We start from the raw sequence: 17,742 nt of genomic DNA on the forward strand, positions 1-17,742 counted from the left end.
ACATCGCCGGTATGGAGAACAACTCCCGGTTGATCGCGACAGTGCCGGACGGCGCGCGCGCGCGCCCCGGAATCATGGCCTGGAGTGCCGCCGCAGTTTGGACGACCGGGTTCGGGTTCACAGTTGTGGCTTCGGACCTGATCAATCTGCGTTTTCGAGACCAATGGTTGCCATTGCTCGCGATGTCGGCATTGGTGGTCGCCGCGCACTATCGCCTCCTGCTGGTCCTGCTCCGGTACGCCAATCCGGGACTGTTACTGGTGCTCGGCTGGGCACTGTTCAGTGCCGCCTGGTCAGCAGTGCCGGGTTATGCCGTGACACAGGCGATCGCCGTTGTCGGGGTCGCGGTCATCGCGTCTGCATTTGCTCTGGCCGGCTGGCAGCCGGATCGGTTTGCTCTTCGTCTGGCGGGAGTGGCCACAGTCCTGATCGTAGCGTCCATTTTCTACGCAGTCGTCTTTCCCGAGCGCGGCATCCATTCCGGAACGGATGTGTCTCTGCTCAACTCCTGGCGCGGCGTGACCGTACAGAAGAATGGACTCGGACAACTGTGTGCGGTGGGGACCATCGTTTGGACTTATCTCTGGGCCGCGCGGAAGGTGTCGACGTGGATCGCTGTGCTGGGCCTGGGTCTGAGCCTGTTCGTACTGCTGCAGTCTCGGAGTTCAACATCGCTGATGCTGGCGGTGCTGTGCAGTGCCGGAACAGTCGCGCTGTTGCGCCCGCCGTTGAACGTCGGCCCCCTACTGCGCCGCTCCATCACTGGCGCGATCATCGTGCTGATCCCGTCTGCGACCTATCTGGCGGTAGCCACGCCTTATCTCGGATTCATCGGCGCTTTCTTCGGAAAGGACATGACTTTTTCCGGGCGTGTCCAAATCTGGGAGGCCCTGATGGAGGAGATTGCGCTGCACCCCTGGCTTGGCACTGGACTGTCCAGCTTTTGGGGGGAGATGGATGCGGGGGAGATGCGCGTGCGCGCCATCGTCGGCTGGCCGGTACGCGACAGCCACAATGGATACATCACCGTTGCCAACGAATTGGGCCTAATCGGTCTGTCGCTGTTCTTCGCGTTCCTGATCCTCCATTGCGTGGCGTTGCGGAGGCTGTCCCATATCAGCCGCAGTCAGTACGCACTGCACGCGCCGCTGTTCGCGTACATCGTGCTGGCCAATACCTCCGAGAGCGGCTGGTTCTTCCCGATTTCGATCACGCATCTGGTGGGCACCTACGTCTCGGTGGAGGTGTCGCGCCTGCTGCTCGAACATGGTCTGCGCCGTCGCCGCCAACCGGAGCCGCGCACGCCGCCAACCGCCCCGCAATTTGCGCACCTGGCAGGGGCCCGCGCGGTGGCCGATACTGCGCCATCTCCTCGCAATATCGAGTAACCGATGAGCGCAATGTCGATTGCAGCGGTCAGACAGGTCATCAGCGCTTCCATCGCCGTCAAGCAGGCGGTGCTGGCCGATGAAATCCTGCTCGGGCAGGTTGTGCGCGTGTCGCAGGTGATCGAGGCCGCATTGCGTGCCGGCAACAAGGTGATGCTCGCCGGCAACGGCGGCTCTGCGGCCGACGCGCAGCACCTGGCGGCGGAATTTGTCAGCCGTTTCGAGTTCGACCGGCCGGGTCTGGCCTCCATCGCGCTCAATACCGACACTTCGATGCTCACCGCCATCGGCAACGACTACGGCTATGACCACGTCTTTGCCCGCCAGGTCGAGGCCAACGGACGTGCCGGCGATGTGTTCATCGGCATTTCCACCTCCGGCAACTCGAAGAACGTGCTGCGCGCGGTGGACGCCTGCAAGGCCGGAGGTATCGTCACGGTCGCGCTCTGCGGCAGTGCCGGTCGCCTGCGCGAGGTCTGCGATCACGTTCTGGCGGTGCCGTCCACGCACACGCCGCGCATCCAGGAAAGTCACATCGTGCTCGGGCACGCGATCTGCGGGCTGGTGGAGGATGCGATCTGGGGAGCTTCGCACGCGCCTGCCCGGGCAGGAAACGCCTGAGACGATGTCGGCGCCCCGCGGCCAGGCAGAGGCGTCGACGGGCATCGACACAACGCCTCCGCCGTCGGTCGAAGTGCTGGGCGTGCGCCTGCACGACCTGAGCCTTGCGCAGTTGCTGGAACGCCTGCAGCACGGCGTTCTGGTGACGCCCAACGTCGACATCATCATGCGTGCGCGTACCGATCCGGCCTTCCTTGAGCTGTTGAACAGCGCGGATTTCAGCGTCTGCGACAGTCGCATCGTGCAATGGGCGTGCAGCTTCCTGGGTACGCCAGTACGGGCGAAGCTGTCCGGCTCTGACGTCTTCCCGGCGTTTTGCGCGCATCATCGCGACAACGCGCTGGTGCGCGTCTATCTGCTTGGCGCGCGCCCGGGGGTGGCGGCCATGGCACAGCAGCGCATCAATCGGCGGCTTGGACGCGAAGTGGTAGTGGGAGCGCATTCCCCCAGTTTCGGTTTCGAGCGCAACGACGCCGAATGCCGCGACATCGTCGCTCGCATCGAAGAAACCGGCGCCACGGTTCTTGCCGTCGGGGTTGGCGCGCCCAAGCAGGAGACTTGGATCATGCGCTGGCGCCCGCACCTGCCTGGCGTGCGTATCTTCATGGGCATTGGCGCCACCATCGATTTCGAGGCCGGCGCGGTGCGCCGGGCGCCGCCCTGGGTCGGTCGCGCCGGGCTGGAATGGCTTTACCGTCTGTTGCAGGAGCCGCGCCGGCTGTGGCGCCGCTATCTGATCGACGACCTCCCGTTTCTGTGGCTGGTGTTGCGCCAGCGCCTGGGCCTGAACACGGCGTCGCGGCGGTGAGGCGACCATGCTCCCCGAATTGATCGTCGCAGTGCTTGCGGTGCCGCTGCTGCTCGGCAGCGGTTATCTTCTGGCGTTGACGCTGCTCAGCAGGAAACCGTCACAACCGGGCGCGTGCACGGACTATCCCCGCTTCCTACTTGTGGTGCCGGCGCACGACGAAGCGCAAGGCATTGCCCGCACCGTGCACAGCCTCAGAACGTTGGACTGGCCGCCGACCGCGGTGCGCCTGCTGATCGTTGCCGACAATTGCACTGACGACACTGCTGCCCTTGCCCGCGCGGCCGGCGCGGAAGTCATCGAGCGCCACAACGACTCGTGCCGCGGCAAGGGCTACGCGTTGCAGAGCGCTTATGGTCACGCGCTGGAGCAGGGCTGGGCCGATGCTGTGGTGGTGATCGATGCCGATACCGACAGCGATCCCGGCCTGCTCCGCGCGCTGGCACCGCGACTGGCCGCAGGCGCGCTGGCGATACAGGTGTTCTACGGGGTGCGCAATCCGCTGGCCTCGTGGCGGACCCGCCTGCTGAGCATCGCGCTTGCGCTGTTTCACCGCGTGCGCGGTCGCGCGCGCGAAAGGTTGGGTGTGTCCTGCGGGCTGAGAGGGAACGGCATGTGCTTCGCGGTGCCAGTCCTCGAGCAAGTGCCGCACCAGGCGTACTCGCTGGTGGAGGATCTTGAATACGGTCTGGCGCTGGGCCGCGCCGGTATCCGGGTCTGGTACGTCGACGAAGTGAGCGTGCGCGCCGACATGGTCAGCTACGGCGCGGCCGCACGCAGCCAGCGCCAACGCTGGGAGGGCGGGCGCCTGCAGTTCGCGCGGGCACAGGGCGTACCGCTGCTCAGGGAGGCGCTGCGTCGTCGCAGTGGCCTGTTGCTGGATCTGGCCCTGGACGTATTGCTGCCGCCGCTGGCTTATCTCGGGTTTGCTGCGGCGCTGCTGGGCATGGGCGCTGGGCTGGCCGCCTGGAACCGCGCGCTCGATCCCGCCTTGGCTGCGCTGGCGCTGCTGCCGCTGGCGATGCTGCTGATCCACCTCGCCCGCGGCGTGATGCTCAGCGGACTGGGTGCGCGCGGCTGGCTCGATCTGGCCGCCGCGCCGCTGTACCTGGGCTGGAAGCTGTCGATGCTGCTGAGCCGCGCGCCGACGCGGTGGATCCGGACAGCGCGAGAGGACGGGCCGCGCCTGTAGGTCGGATGAACCCTGGGTTCTTGTGTCCGGTTGTCGGCGTCGATCAGGGGTGATGATCGCGAACGATCGCGCTGCAGCGTAACGCTGCAAATCCATCATGAAGCCCCGGCGGAAAGGGCAACTTACCCCCAAGCACTCAAAATACGGGATACGTAACGCTCCAGGGAGAAATGTTCCTCCACCCATTTGCGAGCGCGCGCGCCCATCTCCACGGCACGGTGTGGATCTTCGAGCAGCTCGCTGATGCGAGCGCGCAAGGCCCCCGCGTCGTGCGCGGGAACGAAGAAGCCGGTTTCGCCGTCGGCGATAAAGTCCTCGACGTAGGGGTTGCGGGTAAGGATGACCGGCCTGCCCATCGCCATCGCCTCGAGTGCGACCGTCACGCCGCTGAGCATCTCGCGGTGCAGAGGTACCACGACGACAGCGCTGCGAGCGTAGAGCGCCCTCAAGTTCAGGTAGGTTCCCCATGAGCGCATCTCGACGGACTCCGGGAGGGTTCGCCGACGTTCTGTCTTGGCCGAGTAGCGCCATGCGGTGTCGGCGGCGATCTTGGTCGTCACTCCCAGCGGGACCACGGCTTCGATCAGGGTATCGAAATCGCGGTTGATCGCGCCTGCGGAACTGACCATGCGCTCGATCTGCACCGACGGGTCCGGGCGAAAGAAGTCGGTGTCGACGCGGGAGTTGACGACGGTAATGCGAGAGTCGGATACGCCATAACGACTCCGCAACTCGGCGCGGCTGCGTTCGGACAAGCAAAGGAAATGATCGACCAAACGACCGAGTCGCAGGGCTGTCAGCGGCAACACACGCTTGAGGCTGCTGACATTGTGGATCAGCATGACGATGCGGCGGCGTTTCTTTGGGCGGATCGCCTCGAGCGCTAGAAACTGGATGCCTGGAAACTCCTCCCCGAGGTAGACGTTGTCCGTGTGCCAGGTAGCGAACTGCGCTTTGACTGCGAAGCGAAAATCGCCCGCGAAGGTGCCGGGCGGGTGGGGCGTCTCGATCTGTGCCACGGTCTTCGAGAAGCACTCGCGCAATATGCTGTATTCACCGCGCGGGTGAGTATGTGCTGCCATGGCGTCCACCGTTTTCCGGCTTTCGCCCACGGTGACAAATGCCGAATTGGAGAGCATGTCGAGTGCAGCCGTGCGGGTGTGGAGAGAGCCGATGGGTAAGAGAGTCTATTCCAGCGGTCGTGCAAAAAGTGAACGGCAGAACTCTGCCAGAGGAAAGGTGAGGACGACCCGCAGCAGGAACTTGCTCGTCTGCGCTTACAAGACCGATCGCGCCGTGCTCGCTGCTACCTTCGCAATCATCGAATCGCGGGTGGCGGCCACAGGCGGTTGCGCAACGAGCGTAGCAATTCGCGTTGAGTAAGAAAGACCGCCAACGCATAGGCTGTTGCGCCGGTAAAGACTTCCAGCGTCAGGCGCAAGATCGGCTCCAAATCTTGATCCAGGGACTGAACGCCGAGAACGGGCAGCGACATCAACAGCGCGCATAGGCTCACGGCAGCCAGCGACCGCAGCACCGTGCCGATGGCCAGCCCATAGACACGACGCGCTGCCAACGACGCGAATACGGCCCCTGCCAGCGAGGCAACCAGACGAGCAAGGCCTGCCGCAACCAGTCCGAGCGGCGCGAGCAGTACGATCGCGACGGCGACGGTTAATAACTCGATCACCGCCGAGGCCAACCAGATGTCGGGACGCCCTCGGGCCGAAAGCCCCGTGTGCAGAACGGTATCGGCACTGCCCAGCGCGCTCGCCAGTGCCAGAAACACAATGATGTTTGCAGACGCAGACCAATCGGGGCCGGCGATAACCAGCAGGATCGTTGGGGCCGTTACTGCCACGCCGACGAATAACGGCACCAACACCAAAGCGCTTTCGGCGATGGTCTGCTGAACCGCATGCGAGAGGCGTTTCGACTGCGCCTGCAGGGGCGCAAAGTACGCCGTTGCGATGTTGTGGCTGATGGAGCCCGAAATGCCGCGCAGGGGCTCCACGATTTTCATCGCCATGTTCAGGTATCCGTTCCCCTCCACCCCGAAGTAGCGGGTCACAAGACTCTGCATCACGACATCGGTAAAGCTGCTGACGTAGCGCGAGGCCATGAAAAATCCACCGAAGCGGATCATTTCGCGGGCTGGAGATAAAGCCGTAGAGGGTAGGAGGCGCACCGGAGTCCGGAGCACAAGTAACGCCAGAGTCAGAAATCGCGACACGAACGGCACCGCCAGCAGCGCCCATACCCCGCCGCCGAGCCACGCCGTTGCCAAGCCGATTGCAGTGCCGCCAAACAGTCCGAGCAGATTGGCCAGCGCAAGGTCCCCGAAGCGGCGCGTCCGGCGCGCAAGGGCGACGTAAATCGACTGGGCCGCGTCGGCAAAAAGGGTCAGACCGTAGACCGTGGCGAGCGACAGGGCCAAGGCCGCCGCCCCGCCTTTGGCGAACGGCGCCCAGGCAGCTACCGCCAGGATCGTCGAGTAGAGCAGCGTGGACAGGGTCAGGACAGCCGTCAACGCCGCGCGGAAATGCCCCTTTCGAACTCTCGCACGACGCACCAAGGCTTCTTCAAATAGCGATGTGGCAATTGTCGACATCGCACCGACGTAGACGATCGTAATCGCCGACAGGCCGAAGTGCTGCGGTCCGAGGAGGCGGGCGAACAGCATTGTGCCGACGACCTGCAGCCCTATGCGCCCGATGGCATCAATGGCCGATACGGACAGCCACGCCAGCAACGGCGATCTTCTACCGGATCGCTTGGGGGCCGAACTCGGGCTGGATGACATTGCCGGCGATCTCGTGTGGGTCAGGCTGTAGGTAAGACGTCGAAACACTTTCCCGGAGTCGCGTCAAATCATCAATCCGGATGCGGCTCCGGGGGACTGCCGACGAGAGCCGCCCCCGGCATTGCATGGCGCACCGCGGCGGAAGGCGGTACCGCGAGCGGGGCAAGAATATGACCGATGCGATTCTGTCGTCGGTGGCGGGCCCCGCCGGATCGTCGCCGGAGGCGGCATGGCATCGCGACACGGCTCCAACCGGCGGGAGTTTGGCTCTGCAGGCCCCGCGACGGCTGGCAGACCGTGCCCCTTCGCCGGTTGGGCGTACCTTGCAATGCGTTTGCCGTGGCGCAGGCCAGCGCCCGCGTCCGGCGTAGCGGCTGGGCCGAATTGCGCATCGACAGGGTTGCCACCGGATCGCGTGCTTCGGGCCGAGGCGGCGCCTCGGCGCGGCGGTTCACCGAGTCGCGCCGAAGTTCTGTGATGCTGCCCGGAGTCCCGGTCGATACAAGGAGTGCGTCATGGCAAGGCGGTCGGCATTCATCGCGGCGCTCTTGCTCTCCGTCGTGGCGTGCAGCGACGACGCGGACGGCAAGCCCTCGCCGGCTGCGCATGATCGGTTGAAACAGCGTGCTGCCGCAGCGCCCAGTGGGGTCTTCGATGCGCGAATCCTGGTCGATCAGTTCGGCTATCGGCCGCAGGATGGGAAAGTCGCGGTCATCCGCAATCCCAAGATCGGTTTCGACGCGAATTTGGGTTTCGAGCCGGGTTCCATCTACGAAGTGCGCAGCGCCGCCGACGACAGCGTGGTGTTCTCGGCCCCCATCAAACCGTGGAAGGGCGGCGAGGTGCAGGAGTCTTCCGGCGATGCGGGATGGTGGTTCGACTTTTCGGCACTGCGAAAGCCGGGCCGGTATTACGTGCACGATCTGCAAAACAAGCTGCGCTCGGCCGCTTTTCAGATCGATGCAGATGTCTACCGCAAGGTTCTCAAGACGGCGGTGAGAATGTATTTCTATCAGCGCTGCGGCTACGCCAAGCAGCCGCCCCACGCGGAGGTCTGCTGGAGCGATCAGGCCTCGTATCTTGGCGCTGGACAGGATCTGGAAGTCCGTGACGTAACCGACCCGGACGACGAGGGCAAGATTCGCGATCTCAGCGGCGGCTGGCACGATGCTGGAGACAACAACAAGTACGTCACGTTCGCGGCAAATGCGGTGCATCAGTTGCTCGCAGCGTATCGCGACCACCCGGCAGCGTTCACCGATGACTTCAACATTCCCGAATCCGGCAACGGGATTCCCGACCTGCTCGACGAGCTGAAGTGGGAGCTTGATTGGCTGAAGAAGATGCAGAACCCGGATGGATCGGTGGCGTTGAAGGTGGGCACGCTCGGACACGGAAAGCCAGGCCAGCCGAGCAAGGACACGCAGACGCGCTACTACGTGCCGGCATGCACCTCTTCAACCATCGCGGCAGCGGGGATGTTTGCGCATGCCGCTTACGTGTTCAAAGGAACGGAATCTTTAGCCGACGAAGCGGACGATCTGACGGCGCGTGCGGTGCGTAGTTTCAACGCTTTCCAGAGCGAACCCACCCGGGACGCCGACTGCGACCGCGAAATCGACGGCCGCCGCGTGCTTTCCGGCGATGCCGACCTGACTCCCGAGCAGCAGGCCGATCTCGCCACCCTGGCCGCGATGTACCTGTTTGCCGTCACCGGGGAAAAACACTACGAGACCTACTTCAAGTCTGGCTACCGTGCGACCAGGCCGTACAACGATATCGGCTGGACCCGATACGACTCCTATGTGGGACAAGCGCTCCTCGCGTATGTCGCCTTGCCCGATGCTGACGCACAGATCAGGCAGCGGCTGCTGGACGACAAGCTCGGTGACGCGACTCAGGGCAACGGGGTTTACGGCTCCAACGACGATGACCTGTACCGAAATTTTCTGCACCCGGAGCAATACCATTGGGGCAGCAACGCCATTCGCGCCAACTATGGCGGCAGCAACCTGGATATGGTGCGCCTGAAGCTGGATCCCGATAACGTCGAGAGCTATAGGGCCCGGGCACTCGACACGCTGCACTATCTGCATGGTGTGAATCCTTTCGGGCAGGTCTATCTCTCCAATATGTATGGGGACGGCGCGACCCGATCGTCCAACACGACCTGGCATGGCTGGTTCAACGAGGGGACTCGGTGGGCCGATGCTTCGATGTCCGAATGTGGTCCCGCGCCCGGATATCTGGTCGGCGGCCCCAACGCCAACGCGGCATCCGACGGCGTCCCATCTGTGCTCGCGCCTCCGAACGGACAACCCGCTCAAAAATCTTTCTTGGACTGGAATTCCAACGCCCAGGCGGCGTGGGCCATCACGGAAAGTTCGATCGTCTATCAGGCGCCCTACATAAAACTCTTGTCCGGATTCGTGGAGTGATGGCTGGAGGGCCCGGAAGGGGCAAGCTGTGGTCCGGCGGCTGGACGCCCGAGTCTGCGATCCTGGGGCCGAGTGGGCGGACGAATCGCGGACAACCACGATCTGCAGTAGCGAGCGGATGCACGCGCCAAGGAACGCATGCCCGATCACACAAGCCTGCGGTGAGGCCGCAGCGCACGCCCACTCTGGTATTCCGCCCGACCGAGGAGTTGCACGATGACGACAGCTCAGAACGATTCGGCGGGACGGTCCAAGTGAGCCCGCGCAAGATCGTTATTCTCGCGAGTTTCCGTATTTTCCCGGCCGAAAGCGGCGGACAACTGCGGACGGCGGTGGTCGCCAAGGCACTCGCACGCCTCGGGCACGAGGTGCGCGTCTACTCGATTGCCGGGCGCCGCGAGGACTACCGCGAGCGCGGTGCGGCGCGGTTCGGAGTCGCTCAGATCGAGCCCAATCTGAGCGAGGAGATCCACCTGGGGCTCGGCTACGGTCTCGCCCAGGCAGCGACCCGGCATCTGCGGATTCCGCGCGCTTGGGTGCTGGCCATGCTGGGCGGCGGTCATGTGCCGCAGCGCCTGCGCGCGGCGCTGGAGTGGGCGGATATCTGCATCAGCGATATGCCCTGGTGCGTTCCGGTGCCGCCATTGGCACAACGTAAACCTTGGTTGTTGCTAAGTCACAACCTGGAGCATCGCCTGCTCGAACAAAGCCATTGGCGCGAGCGTGCTTTCGCTCCTTGGCTAAAGCGCGTGGAAGCTTCCGTTCCCGGCCGTTATCGTGGCGTTCTGACTTGCGCGGAAGACGACCGCGCCTTCTACGCTGCGCACGACCCTCAGTCGAAGTGCCCTCTGATCCCAGTGGGCTGTGCGGTCGATTCGCTGGATTACCGCTTCCCGCCCGGGATGCGCGAGCGCCAGCGCGGAGAACTGGGCGTAGCCGACGACGAGACGCTGTTCGTGTTCAGCGGCAGCAGCTTTCAGCCGAACGTGGATGCGCTGTGCTGGCTGCGCAAATTCAACGCCGAGCACGCGGCATTCCTGGCCGAACAGCGGGTGCGCTTTCTGGTGGTGGGCACCGTCGCACCAAGCCCCTGGCGAGAGGCAGCGATCATCGCCACCGGGCGCGTGCCGCTGGTCCTGCCTTACTTTGCCGCGGCCGATGCGGGACTCAATCCGGTGTGTTGGGGTTCGGGTGCCAACGTGAAACTGTTCGAGTACATCGCCGCGCGCCTGCCGGTGATGTCCACGCAATTCGGCGTGCGTGGCAGCAGCCTGCTGGCCGACCGTGACTTTCACCACTTCGAGCCCGAGCAATTCCGTCAGAGACTGCTGGACTGGAAGGCGACGCAGGATCGCGCCGGATGGCGCGCGCACGCCGAGGCGGTGTGGCAACGCCATCAGGGCGAGGTCGACATCCAGCAGGTGCTCGGCCGTGCGCTGAACCGCATGCCGCTGTTCTCCGGTTAGGGCCTCAAGCCCAAGGCATCGGTTCCAGCGGCTCGAAGCGCGAGGCGATATCGCGCGGCGAGCCGTAGCTCGTCGGATCCTGCATCGCGAGCACCAGTTCGTTGACATGCAGCGACCAGCGCGCCGACAGCCGACTCGCGCGGTCCTCTCTCGCAGCAGCAGCGGTCTCCGCGATGCCGCGACAGAAGTCCATCGGATTGGCGCCGCCGGTGCGGTATTTGAAATTGCGCTTGCGCACCAGCGGCACGGTCCTGGGCCCCAGACCGGCCAGTGCAGCCAGCGTTGGATATTTTTCCGCACGGCCGGTAAACCGGTTGCGTGTGGTAATGCGTACTGCCGCGCCGTAATCCCAGACGTGGCTCGTGCTCAAGCTGCCCCGGTCGCCGAATATGCGCAGACGATGGTCGTGCGGCGCATACAGGCTGCAGGTGAAGCGTGCCACCGGGCCGCTGAGGAACTCGATGCATGCCGTGGCAAAGTCGGGTGTCTGCACCGCCAGCTCGATGCCCTTGTCCGGCTGCAGGATTTTCGCGAACGAGGTGATGCGCGAGGCGGGCCCGAAGAACGCCGTGAGCCAGGTGAGGTAGTAGCCGGCGTGTTCGAGCGTGCAGCCCACCTCGAATTCGTCCTTGGCCGGCCAGGGCGCGCCGCTGGCGCTGGCCCAGTTCCAGTAGTCGCGCTGCGGCACATTGCCGTCGTCGAGCTCGGCATAGATCAGCCGCGGTGTGCCAATGCGATTCTCGCGCAGCGCCTTCCACAGGGTTTGCGCGGTTTCGCTGAGCAGGCTGCACGGCGCGCTGTTGATCTGCAGTTGGCGCGACTCGGCAAGACGCACCAGCGCTTCGGCCTCATCCAGACGCATGGCCAGCGGTTTCTCAGAGTAGACATGCCGGCCCGCCTCCAGCGCCGCACGCGACACCGCGTAATGGCTCGAAGGATTGGTCAGATTCACCACCAGTTGCACGCGCTCGTCGGCCAGCACGGCATCCAGTGTCGGGTAGATTTGTTTCACGCGATGAAAGTCGGCGAAGGCCTTGGCTCGCACGTCGCTGCGGTCGTGCACGCCGAGCAGTTCGAGCTGGGGATGGTTGATCAGGGTCGCCATGTAGAAGTCGGCGACGTAGCCGCAACCGATGATGGCGATGCGCATGCTCAACGATTCCAGACCGCGCGAATGCGGTCCACCGTCTCCATCACCGCCAGCGTGTCGTCCAACGGCATGTCGGGACTCTCATTTTCGCCCGAACGCAGGCAGCGCATCACCTCGATGGCTTCGACGCTGTAGCCGCTTCCCGCCGGATAATGGCGCATCACCTTCAATCTGGCGCTGTTGCGCAGACCGCGCAGGCGATCCAGCGTAGGCCGCAGAGCGCGGTGTTGCTTGAACTGGCGCATGGCGCTGGGAATGACCGCGGCGGGCTCGCCCGCGGGATGCGATGGCGTGATGCTGTAGCGCTCGCAAAAATACAGCGGTGCATGTAGTTCGAGCACCCCAAGCGGGCCATGCAATCGAGCCGCATTGCGCAGCTCGCTGCGCAGGCTTGCAGAGACGCTCGCGCTGTGTCCGTCGCGGTAGCCGAGCAGCGCACTAACGTGCACATCGGCGCCCGATGGCCCGCGCACGCGGGTGGCAGCGACGCTTTGCGGCGGACCGAAAACGGCCTGTGCCAGTGCCAGCGGATACACCGCCAGATCGAGTAGTGCACCTGCACCAGGACCCTCGAACAGACGGCTGCCCGGGTCGAGCTGTTTGGCGAGCCCAAGCTGAGCATCAAGATAAAACGGCTCGCCGATATGTCCTGAACGTAGTTCGGCCAAAGCCTGCTTGAACGCGGGGGCACAACGCGACCACATCCCTTCCATACAGAAAACGCCGCGCGATCGCGCGGCCTCGATCACCTCGCGCGACTCCGCGGCATCGAGCGCGAAGGGCTTTTCGCAGAGCACGGACTTGCCTGCGGCGATCGCCATCAGGCAGTGCGTCTTGTGGTGCTCGTTGGGCGTCGCGATGTAGATCACGTCCACACTGGGGTCGTCGAGCAGCGCCTCGTAGCGATCATGCGCCGTGGTCGCGCCGAAACGCCGTGCAAAGGCCTGTGCGTTGACGGCACTGCGTGAAGCAACCGCCGCAAGAACGGCGCCGGGCGCATTACGCAAGCCTTCGGCGAATGCGCCGGCGATCCAGCCGGTGCCCAGAATTCCCCAGCGTATGGATCGCATGGTCCGCGCAGAGCTCAGAGGTCGAGCAGACGCTTTAGCGCCACACCCGGATTGGGCTGCCGCATCAGCGATTCACCGACCAGAAAGCGCCGCACCCCGGCACCCAGCATGCGCTGCACATCGGCGGCACTGCCGATGCCGCTTTCGGTCACCACCTCGTGGCCGGAGGGTAGCCACGGCAGCATGCGCAAGGTGGTGTCTAGGCTGGTTTGAAAGGTGCGCAGGTTGCGATTGTTGATGCCGATCAGGAGGCCCTCGCCCAGGCCGGCGCCGAGCACGCCGTTGAGCTCGTTGAGATCGTGCACTTCGATCAGCACATCCATGCCCAGGGCACGGGCCGCATGGTGCAGCGCCGCCAGGCGCGAGGCACTTAGCGCCGCGGCGATGAGCAGGATGCAATCGGCGCCAATCGCGCGCGATTCCAGCACCTGCCATTCGTCGATGACGAAATCCTTGCGGATCGCGGGCAGCGTGGTGGCCGAGCGTGCGGCCTGGAAGTCGGCGATGGAGCCCTGAAAGAAGTCCTCGTCGGTGAGCACGGAAAGGCAGGCGGCGCCGCCTTCCTGATATTGCGACGCGATCCAGGCGGCATCGAAATCCGCGCGGATCAGGCCCTTGCTGGGCGAGGCGCGCTTGACCTCGGCGATGACGGCGGCACCGCCCTGCTCGGCATGCCGGCGCAGGCTGGCGGCGAAGCCGCGCGGTGCCGATTGTGCCGCCGCGCGCTCGCGCAGCCGGTCTGCGCTGTGACGGCGGCTCAGCTCGGCGACTTCCTCGCGCTTGCGGGCGAGGATGCGTTCCAGAATATCGCTCACGCCTTGTGGGGCCCTCCCAGCCCTTGAGAGAAGGCAGCCAACTCGTCGAGCTTGTTAGCCGCCAGACCGCTGGCGATGACCTCGCGCGCCAGCTTGACGCCGCCGCGCAGATCCTCGGCCAGCCCGGCAACGTGGATGGCGGCCCCGGCGTTGAGTACGACGATGTCGCGCGCCGGGCCTTCAACATTGTTGAGCGCACTACGGATCAGCGCCAGGCTTTGCAGGGGGGTCTCCACGCGCAGGCTGGAGATATCGCCGAGCTTGATGTCGAGCACCGTCGGCATGATGGCGCCGCAGCGGATCTGGCCGTCGCGCAGCTCGGCAAACTGGGTGCGACCGGCGATGGAGATTTCGTCCAGGCCGTCCTCGCTGTGCACCACCATCACGTGTTCGGCGCCCAGTTCCTTGAGCACCTGCGCCACCGGGCGTAGCCAGTCGCGATGGAACACGCCGATCAACTGACGCTTGGCGCCGGCCGGATTGGTCATCGGCCCCAGCAGATTGAACACCGTGCGTACACCCATCTCCTTGCGCGGTTCGATGGCGTGCTTCATCGCCGAATGAAACGCCGGCGCGAACATGAAACCCACGCCCACGCGGTGCACGCAGCGCGCCACTGCTTCCGGGTTGAGGTCCAGCTTCACGCCAGCGGCTTCCAGCACGTCGGCGCTGCCGCTGGTGCTGGAGACCGAGCGATTGCCGTGCTTGGCCACGTGCCCGCCGGCGGCCGCCACCACGAAGGCGGTGGCGGTGGACACGTTGAACAGCCCGGAGCGGTCGCCGCCGGTTCCGCAGGTATCGATCAGGTGTTTGTGGAAATCCGCGTGTACCGGCACTGGCGTCACCAACTCGCGCATCACCTGCACGCCGCCGATGAGTTCCTCCACCGACTCGCCTTTCATGCGCAACGCCACCAGGAATCCGGCGATCTGCGCCGGGGTCGCCTGGCCGCTCATGATCTGGCGCATGCAGTGCTGCATCTGGTCGCGGTTGAGCGACTCGAATTCCACCAGCTGCTTGAGACCATCGACGACGTTCATCGCGCCCCCTCCAGAAAATTCTTCAGCAGCCGATGTCCGTGTTCGGTGAGGATGGATTCGGGATGGAACTGCACGCCCTCGATCGGCAGGCCGCGGTGGCGCAGACCCATGATCTCGTCCATCTCGCCGTCGGCGTTTTCGGTCCAGGCGGTGATCTCGAAGTCTTCCGGCAGGCCGGGGCGGTCCACGATCAGCGAGTGATAGCGGGTGGCGGTGTAGGGCGTCGGCAGGTCGGTGAAGACGCCGCGACCCTTGTGGTGGATCAGGCTGGTCTTGCCGTGCATCACGCCGCGTGCGCGCACCACCGTTCCGCCGAACGCCTGCCCGATGGCCTGATGCCCCAGGCAGACGCCCAGCAGCGGAATCCGCTCCTTGACCCGCTCGATCAGCTCCAGGCAGATGCCGGCCTCGTTGGGGGTGCACGGGCCGGGCGACAGCACGATCTTCTGCGGCGCCAGCTCGATCACCTCGTCGACGGTGATCGCGTCGTTGCGGTACACCTGTACCTCGGCCCCCAGCTCGCCCAGGTACTGCACCAGGTTGTAGGTGAAGGAATCGTAGTTGTCGATCATGAGGATCATGACCGCGCTCCGGTGTGCTGATGAAGAATCCAGGCCGCTACGCGCGGCGCCACGCAATCGGGCTGACGCGCCCAGGAAAAATGATCCAGCGCGTGGCCGTCACTGTCAGCCGCGGTCCACCGCCACAGGGTGACGGCGCACTGCTTGAGCTTGCCCACCAGGAACTCAGTGGCGCGTGCTGGGGCCAGACCATCGCCCGAGAATCCCAGGGCCAGCACCGCCTTGCGAAGGCGCGCCATGCCGGCTTCGTAATCGAAGCTGGAGCCGGGCACGCGGTAGCGGCCGGTCAGCGCTACGCGCGACCAGTCGCGGATCACCCCGCGCGCCTCCTGGCCGGCGAAGCCCAGACGACGTCCGGGGAAATGTCCCAGCACCGTGGCGATCACCGTCGCGGCCTGCGTCAGCCCCAGGATGCGCAACGCACCCATCCCCTGCCAGCCGCGGAAATAGACATTGCCGCTGGCGATCATGACCAGACCCGCCACGGTGTCGGGCAGGCGCGCGGCATAGCAGGCGCCGAGCTGACCACCCAGGCTGTGTCCGCCAATCCACAGCGCGCGGTCTGGCATGCGCTCGCGCAACGCCTGCACGGCCGCCGGCAGATCGTCTTCCAACAGTTGGCGGTAACCGAAATTGCGCGTTCGCGAAGCGCGCACCGAGCTGCTGTCGATACCGCGCCAGTCAGCCACCGCAACGCTCACGCCTGCGGCCGCCATGGCGGCGCCGAAGCCGGCGTAGAAACGTGCGCGGGTGCCCATTGCCGGCATGAACAGCAGGGCCGGTGCGTCGGTGGATGCAGCAGCAAACCGGCGCAGGGCGAAGCGATGACCGTCTGATGCCTGCACCTGCAGCAGCTCGCCCTCATCTGCCGCGCCGCTCACGACTTGTCCCCGCAGGCCTGGGCGGCAGCGCGCACCACCGCGCGTGCCTTGTTCATCGTCTCGTCCCACTCCGACTGCGCAACCGAATCGGCCACCACGCCGCAGCCGGCCTGTACATGCAACTGGCCGTCCTTGATCACCGCGGTGCGAATGGCGATCGCGGTATCCATGTTGCCGTCCCAGCCCAGGTAACCGACCGCGCCGCCGTAGATGCCGCGCTTGACCGGTTCCAACTCGTCGATGATCTCCATCGCGCGCACTTTGGGCGCGCCGGACAGGGTGCCGGCAGGGAAGGCCGCGGCCAGTGCGTCCAGCGCGTCCAGCTCCGGCTTGAGCTGGCCGGTGACGTTGCTGACGATGTGCATCACGTGGCTGTAGCGTTCCACCACCATCTTGTCGGTGAGCTTGACGCTGCCGGTCTGCGCCACGCGGCCGACGTCGTTGCGGCCGAGGTCGATCAGCATCAGGTGCTCGGCGAGCTCCTTGGGGTCGGCCAGCAACTCGGCTTCCAGCGCCTGATCCTGTTCGACCGTGGCGCCGCGCGTGCGCGTGCCAGCCATGGGCCGCACGGTGACTTCGCCGTTCTCCACCCGCACCAGGATCTCCGGCGACGAGCCCACCACATGGTGATCGTCCAGGTGCAGGCAGTAGAGATAGGGCGAAGGATTGAGCCGGCGCAGCGCGCGATACAGCGCCAGCGGCTCGGCGGTGAACGGCGCGCTCAGGCGCTGCGAGGGCACCACCTGCATGACGTCGCCAGCGGCGATGTAATCCTTGATGCGTTCCACGCCGTGCTTGAACGCAGCCTCGCCAAAGCTGGACACGAAATCAGGCGCCTTCGCCTTCGACGTGGTGGCGCCAACCGCGGGTGGTTCGGGTTGCGCCAGCATCTGCTCGATCACGTCCAGCCGCGCCTGCGCTCGCGCCAGATCGGTCTTGGACGACGGATCGGCGTGCACGACCAGCGTCACGGTAGCGCGCAGCGAATCGAACACCGCCAGTTCGTCGGACTGCATCAGCAGCACATCCGGCGTGCCCAGCGGATCGGGCTTGTCGGCCTTGAGCCGCGGCTCGAAATAACGCACGCAGTCGTAGCCGAAATAGCCCACGTAGCCCCCGGAAAACCGCGGCAGCGCCGGGTTGGGCTGGACGCGGATGCGCCGGGTATGAGAGCGCAGCCAGCCCATCGGATCGGTGGTTTTCAAGGTCAGCACGGTCTTGCCGTCCACCGTCACCGTGACCTGCTCGCCCAGGATGCGAACCACTTCGCGCGCAGGCAGACCAATGAAGGAATAGCGGCCCCAGCGCTCGCCACCCAGCACCGATTCCAGCAAGTAGCTGTACGGCCGGTTGCCGAGCGAAAGATAGGTGCCGACGGGTGTCAGCAGGTCGGCGGGGAGTTCGCGGGTGAGCGCGACGCGGTTGTACGCGTTGTTGTTATCGGACATGGGAGACGGGAGAAGGGAGAAGGGAGACGGAAAAGCGACGC

Annotated in this window: 15 protein-coding genes; 6 read left to right on the plus strand and 9 right to left on the minus strand. The window is 65.1% G+C overall.

All coding sequences use genetic code 11. The features are described 5' to 3' along the window. Positions 1-11: 11 nt before the first annotated feature. From ACOOHP_RS15190 to ACOOHP_RS15205, 4 genes are read left to right on the plus strand one after another with little or no spacing between them, the layout of a single operon-like run. Entirely contained in the window at positions 12-1,388 is a 1,377-nt protein-coding gene (locus ACOOHP_RS15190; RefSeq protein WP_420467328.1) for an O-antigen ligase family protein, read from the plus strand. A 3-nt stretch (positions 1,389-1,391) separates the two neighbouring features. After that, positions 1,392-2,009 (plus strand): D-sedoheptulose-7-phosphate isomerase, encoded by a 618-nt coding sequence (locus tag ACOOHP_RS15195; protein WP_420467329.1) that lies wholly within the window; start codon positions 1,392-1,394, stop codon positions 2,007-2,009. A 4-nt stretch (positions 2,010-2,013) separates the two neighbouring features. Next, a complete protein-coding gene (locus ACOOHP_RS15200; protein WP_420467330.1) occupies positions 2,014-2,817 on the plus strand; it encodes a WecB/TagA/CpsF family glycosyltransferase in 804 nt (267 codons plus the stop codon). A gap of 7 nt (positions 2,818-2,824) precedes the next feature. Next, positions 2,825-4,009, plus strand: a complete 1,185-nt coding sequence (locus tag ACOOHP_RS15205; protein WP_420467331.1) for a glycosyltransferase family 2 protein — start codon at positions 2,825-2,827, stop codon at positions 4,007-4,009. A gap of 122 nt (positions 4,010-4,131) precedes the next feature. On the opposite strand, the gene ACOOHP_RS15210 is transcribed toward ACOOHP_RS15205, so the two are convergent. Beyond that, complete coding sequence (locus tag ACOOHP_RS15210) at positions 4,132-5,148, minus strand: glycosyltransferase family 4 protein (RefSeq protein WP_420467332.1); 1,017 nt, start codon at positions 5,146-5,148, stop codon at positions 4,132-4,134. 179 nt (positions 5,149-5,327) lie between these two features. Then, positions 5,328-6,761 carry an oligosaccharide flippase family protein gene (locus ACOOHP_RS15215; protein ID WP_420467333.1) on the minus strand — a complete coding sequence of 478 codons (1,434 nt, stop codon included), beginning with the start codon at positions 6,759-6,761 and terminating at the stop codon, positions 5,328-5,330. A gap of 566 nt (positions 6,762-7,327) precedes the next feature. Here ACOOHP_RS15215 and ACOOHP_RS15220 point away from each other — a divergent pair. Further along, the gene (locus ACOOHP_RS15220; RefSeq protein ID WP_420467334.1) at positions 7,328-9,250 is read left to right on the plus strand and encodes a glycoside hydrolase family 9 protein; all 1,923 of its coding nucleotides are present in this window, start codon (positions 7,328-7,330) and stop codon (positions 9,248-9,250) included. Between the two features lie 254 nt (positions 9,251-9,504). Further along, positions 9,505-10,716, plus strand: a complete 1,212-nt coding sequence (locus ACOOHP_RS15225; protein WP_420467335.1) for a glycosyltransferase — start codon at positions 9,505-9,507, stop codon at positions 10,714-10,716. Between the two features lie 4 nt (positions 10,717-10,720). On the opposite strand, the gene ACOOHP_RS15230 is transcribed toward ACOOHP_RS15225, so the two are convergent. From ACOOHP_RS15230 to trpE, 7 genes are read right to left on the minus strand one after another with little or no spacing between them, the layout of a single operon-like run. Continuing rightward, positions 10,721-11,866: a Gfo/Idh/MocA family protein gene (locus ACOOHP_RS15230; protein ID WP_420467336.1), complete on the minus strand. Its 1,146-nt coding sequence runs from the start codon at positions 11,864-11,866 to the stop codon at positions 10,721-10,723. Between the two features lie 2 nt (positions 11,867-11,868). Next, positions 11,869-12,936: a Gfo/Idh/MocA family protein gene (locus tag ACOOHP_RS15235; RefSeq protein ID WP_420467337.1), complete on the minus strand. Its 1,068-nt coding sequence runs from the start codon at positions 12,934-12,936 to the stop codon at positions 11,869-11,871. Between the two features lie 14 nt (positions 12,937-12,950). Continuing rightward, entirely contained in the window at positions 12,951-13,751 is an 801-nt protein-coding gene (trpC, locus tag ACOOHP_RS15240) for an indole-3-glycerol phosphate synthase TrpC (protein ID WP_420467338.1), read from the minus strand. After that, a complete protein-coding gene (gene trpD, locus ACOOHP_RS15245; protein WP_420467339.1) occupies positions 13,748-14,791 on the minus strand; it encodes an anthranilate phosphoribosyltransferase in 1,044 nt (347 codons plus the stop codon). Before trpD ends, trpC begins: the two co-directional genes overlap by 4 nt. Beyond that, entirely contained in the window at positions 14,788-15,372 is a 585-nt protein-coding gene (locus ACOOHP_RS15250) for an anthranilate synthase component II (protein ID WP_420467340.1), read from the minus strand. The genes trpD and ACOOHP_RS15250 overlap by 4 nt, the downstream gene beginning before the upstream one ends. Next, entirely contained in the window at positions 15,369-16,253 is an 885-nt protein-coding gene (locus ACOOHP_RS15255; protein ID WP_420467341.1) for an alpha/beta fold hydrolase, read from the minus strand. Before ACOOHP_RS15255 ends, ACOOHP_RS15250 begins: the two co-directional genes overlap by 4 nt. After that, positions 16,250-17,701 (minus strand): anthranilate synthase component I, encoded by a 1,452-nt coding sequence (trpE, locus tag ACOOHP_RS15260; RefSeq protein ID WP_420467342.1) that lies wholly within the window; start codon positions 17,699-17,701, stop codon positions 16,250-16,252. Before trpE ends, ACOOHP_RS15255 begins: the two co-directional genes overlap by 4 nt. Positions 17,702-17,742: the final 41 nt, after the last annotated feature.

It is taken from the genome of Panacagrimonas sp. (assembly GCF_965216805.1).
Classification (GTDB): domain Bacteria; phylum Pseudomonadota; class Gammaproteobacteria; order Nevskiales; family Nevskiaceae; genus Panacagrimonas.

Bases quoted from the DNA above. Each gene is read 5' to 3' on its own strand.
- ACOOHP_RS15190 (WP_420467328.1), top strand. From the start codon at position 12: ATGGAGAACAACTCCCGGTTGATCGCGACAGTGCCGGACGGCGCGCGC.
- ACOOHP_RS15195 (WP_420467329.1), top strand. From the start codon at position 1,392: ATGAGCGCAATGTCGATTGCAGCGGTCAGACAGGTCATCAGCGCTTCC.
- ACOOHP_RS15200 (WP_420467330.1), top strand. From the start codon at position 2,014: ATGTCGGCGCCCCGCGGCCAGGCAGAGGCGTCGACGGGCATCGACACA.
- ACOOHP_RS15205 (WP_420467331.1), top strand. From the start codon at position 2,825: ATGCTCCCCGAATTGATCGTCGCAGTGCTTGCGGTGCCGCTGCTGCTC.
- ACOOHP_RS15210 (WP_420467332.1), bottom strand. From the start codon at position 5,148: ATGCTCTCCAATTCGGCATTTGTCACCGTGGGCGAAAGCCGGAAAACG.
- ACOOHP_RS15220 (WP_420467334.1), top strand. From the start codon at position 7,328: ATGGCAAGGCGGTCGGCATTCATCGCGGCGCTCTTGCTCTCCGTCGTG.
- ACOOHP_RS15230 (WP_420467336.1), bottom strand. From the start codon at position 11,866: ATGCGCATCGCCATCATCGGTTGCGGCTACGTCGCCGACTTCTACATG.
- ACOOHP_RS15235 (WP_420467337.1), bottom strand. From the start codon at position 12,936: ATGCGATCCATACGCTGGGGAATTCTGGGCACCGGCTGGATCGCCGGC.
- trpD (WP_420467339.1), bottom strand. From the start codon at position 14,791: ATGAACGTCGTCGATGGTCTCAAGCAGCTGGTGGAATTCGAGTCGCTC.
- ACOOHP_RS15250 (WP_420467340.1), bottom strand. From the start codon at position 15,372: ATGATCCTCATGATCGACAACTACGATTCCTTCACCTACAACCTGGTG.
- trpE (WP_420467342.1), bottom strand. From the start codon at position 17,701: ATGTCCGATAACAACAACGCGTACAACCGCGTCGCGCTCACCCGCGAA.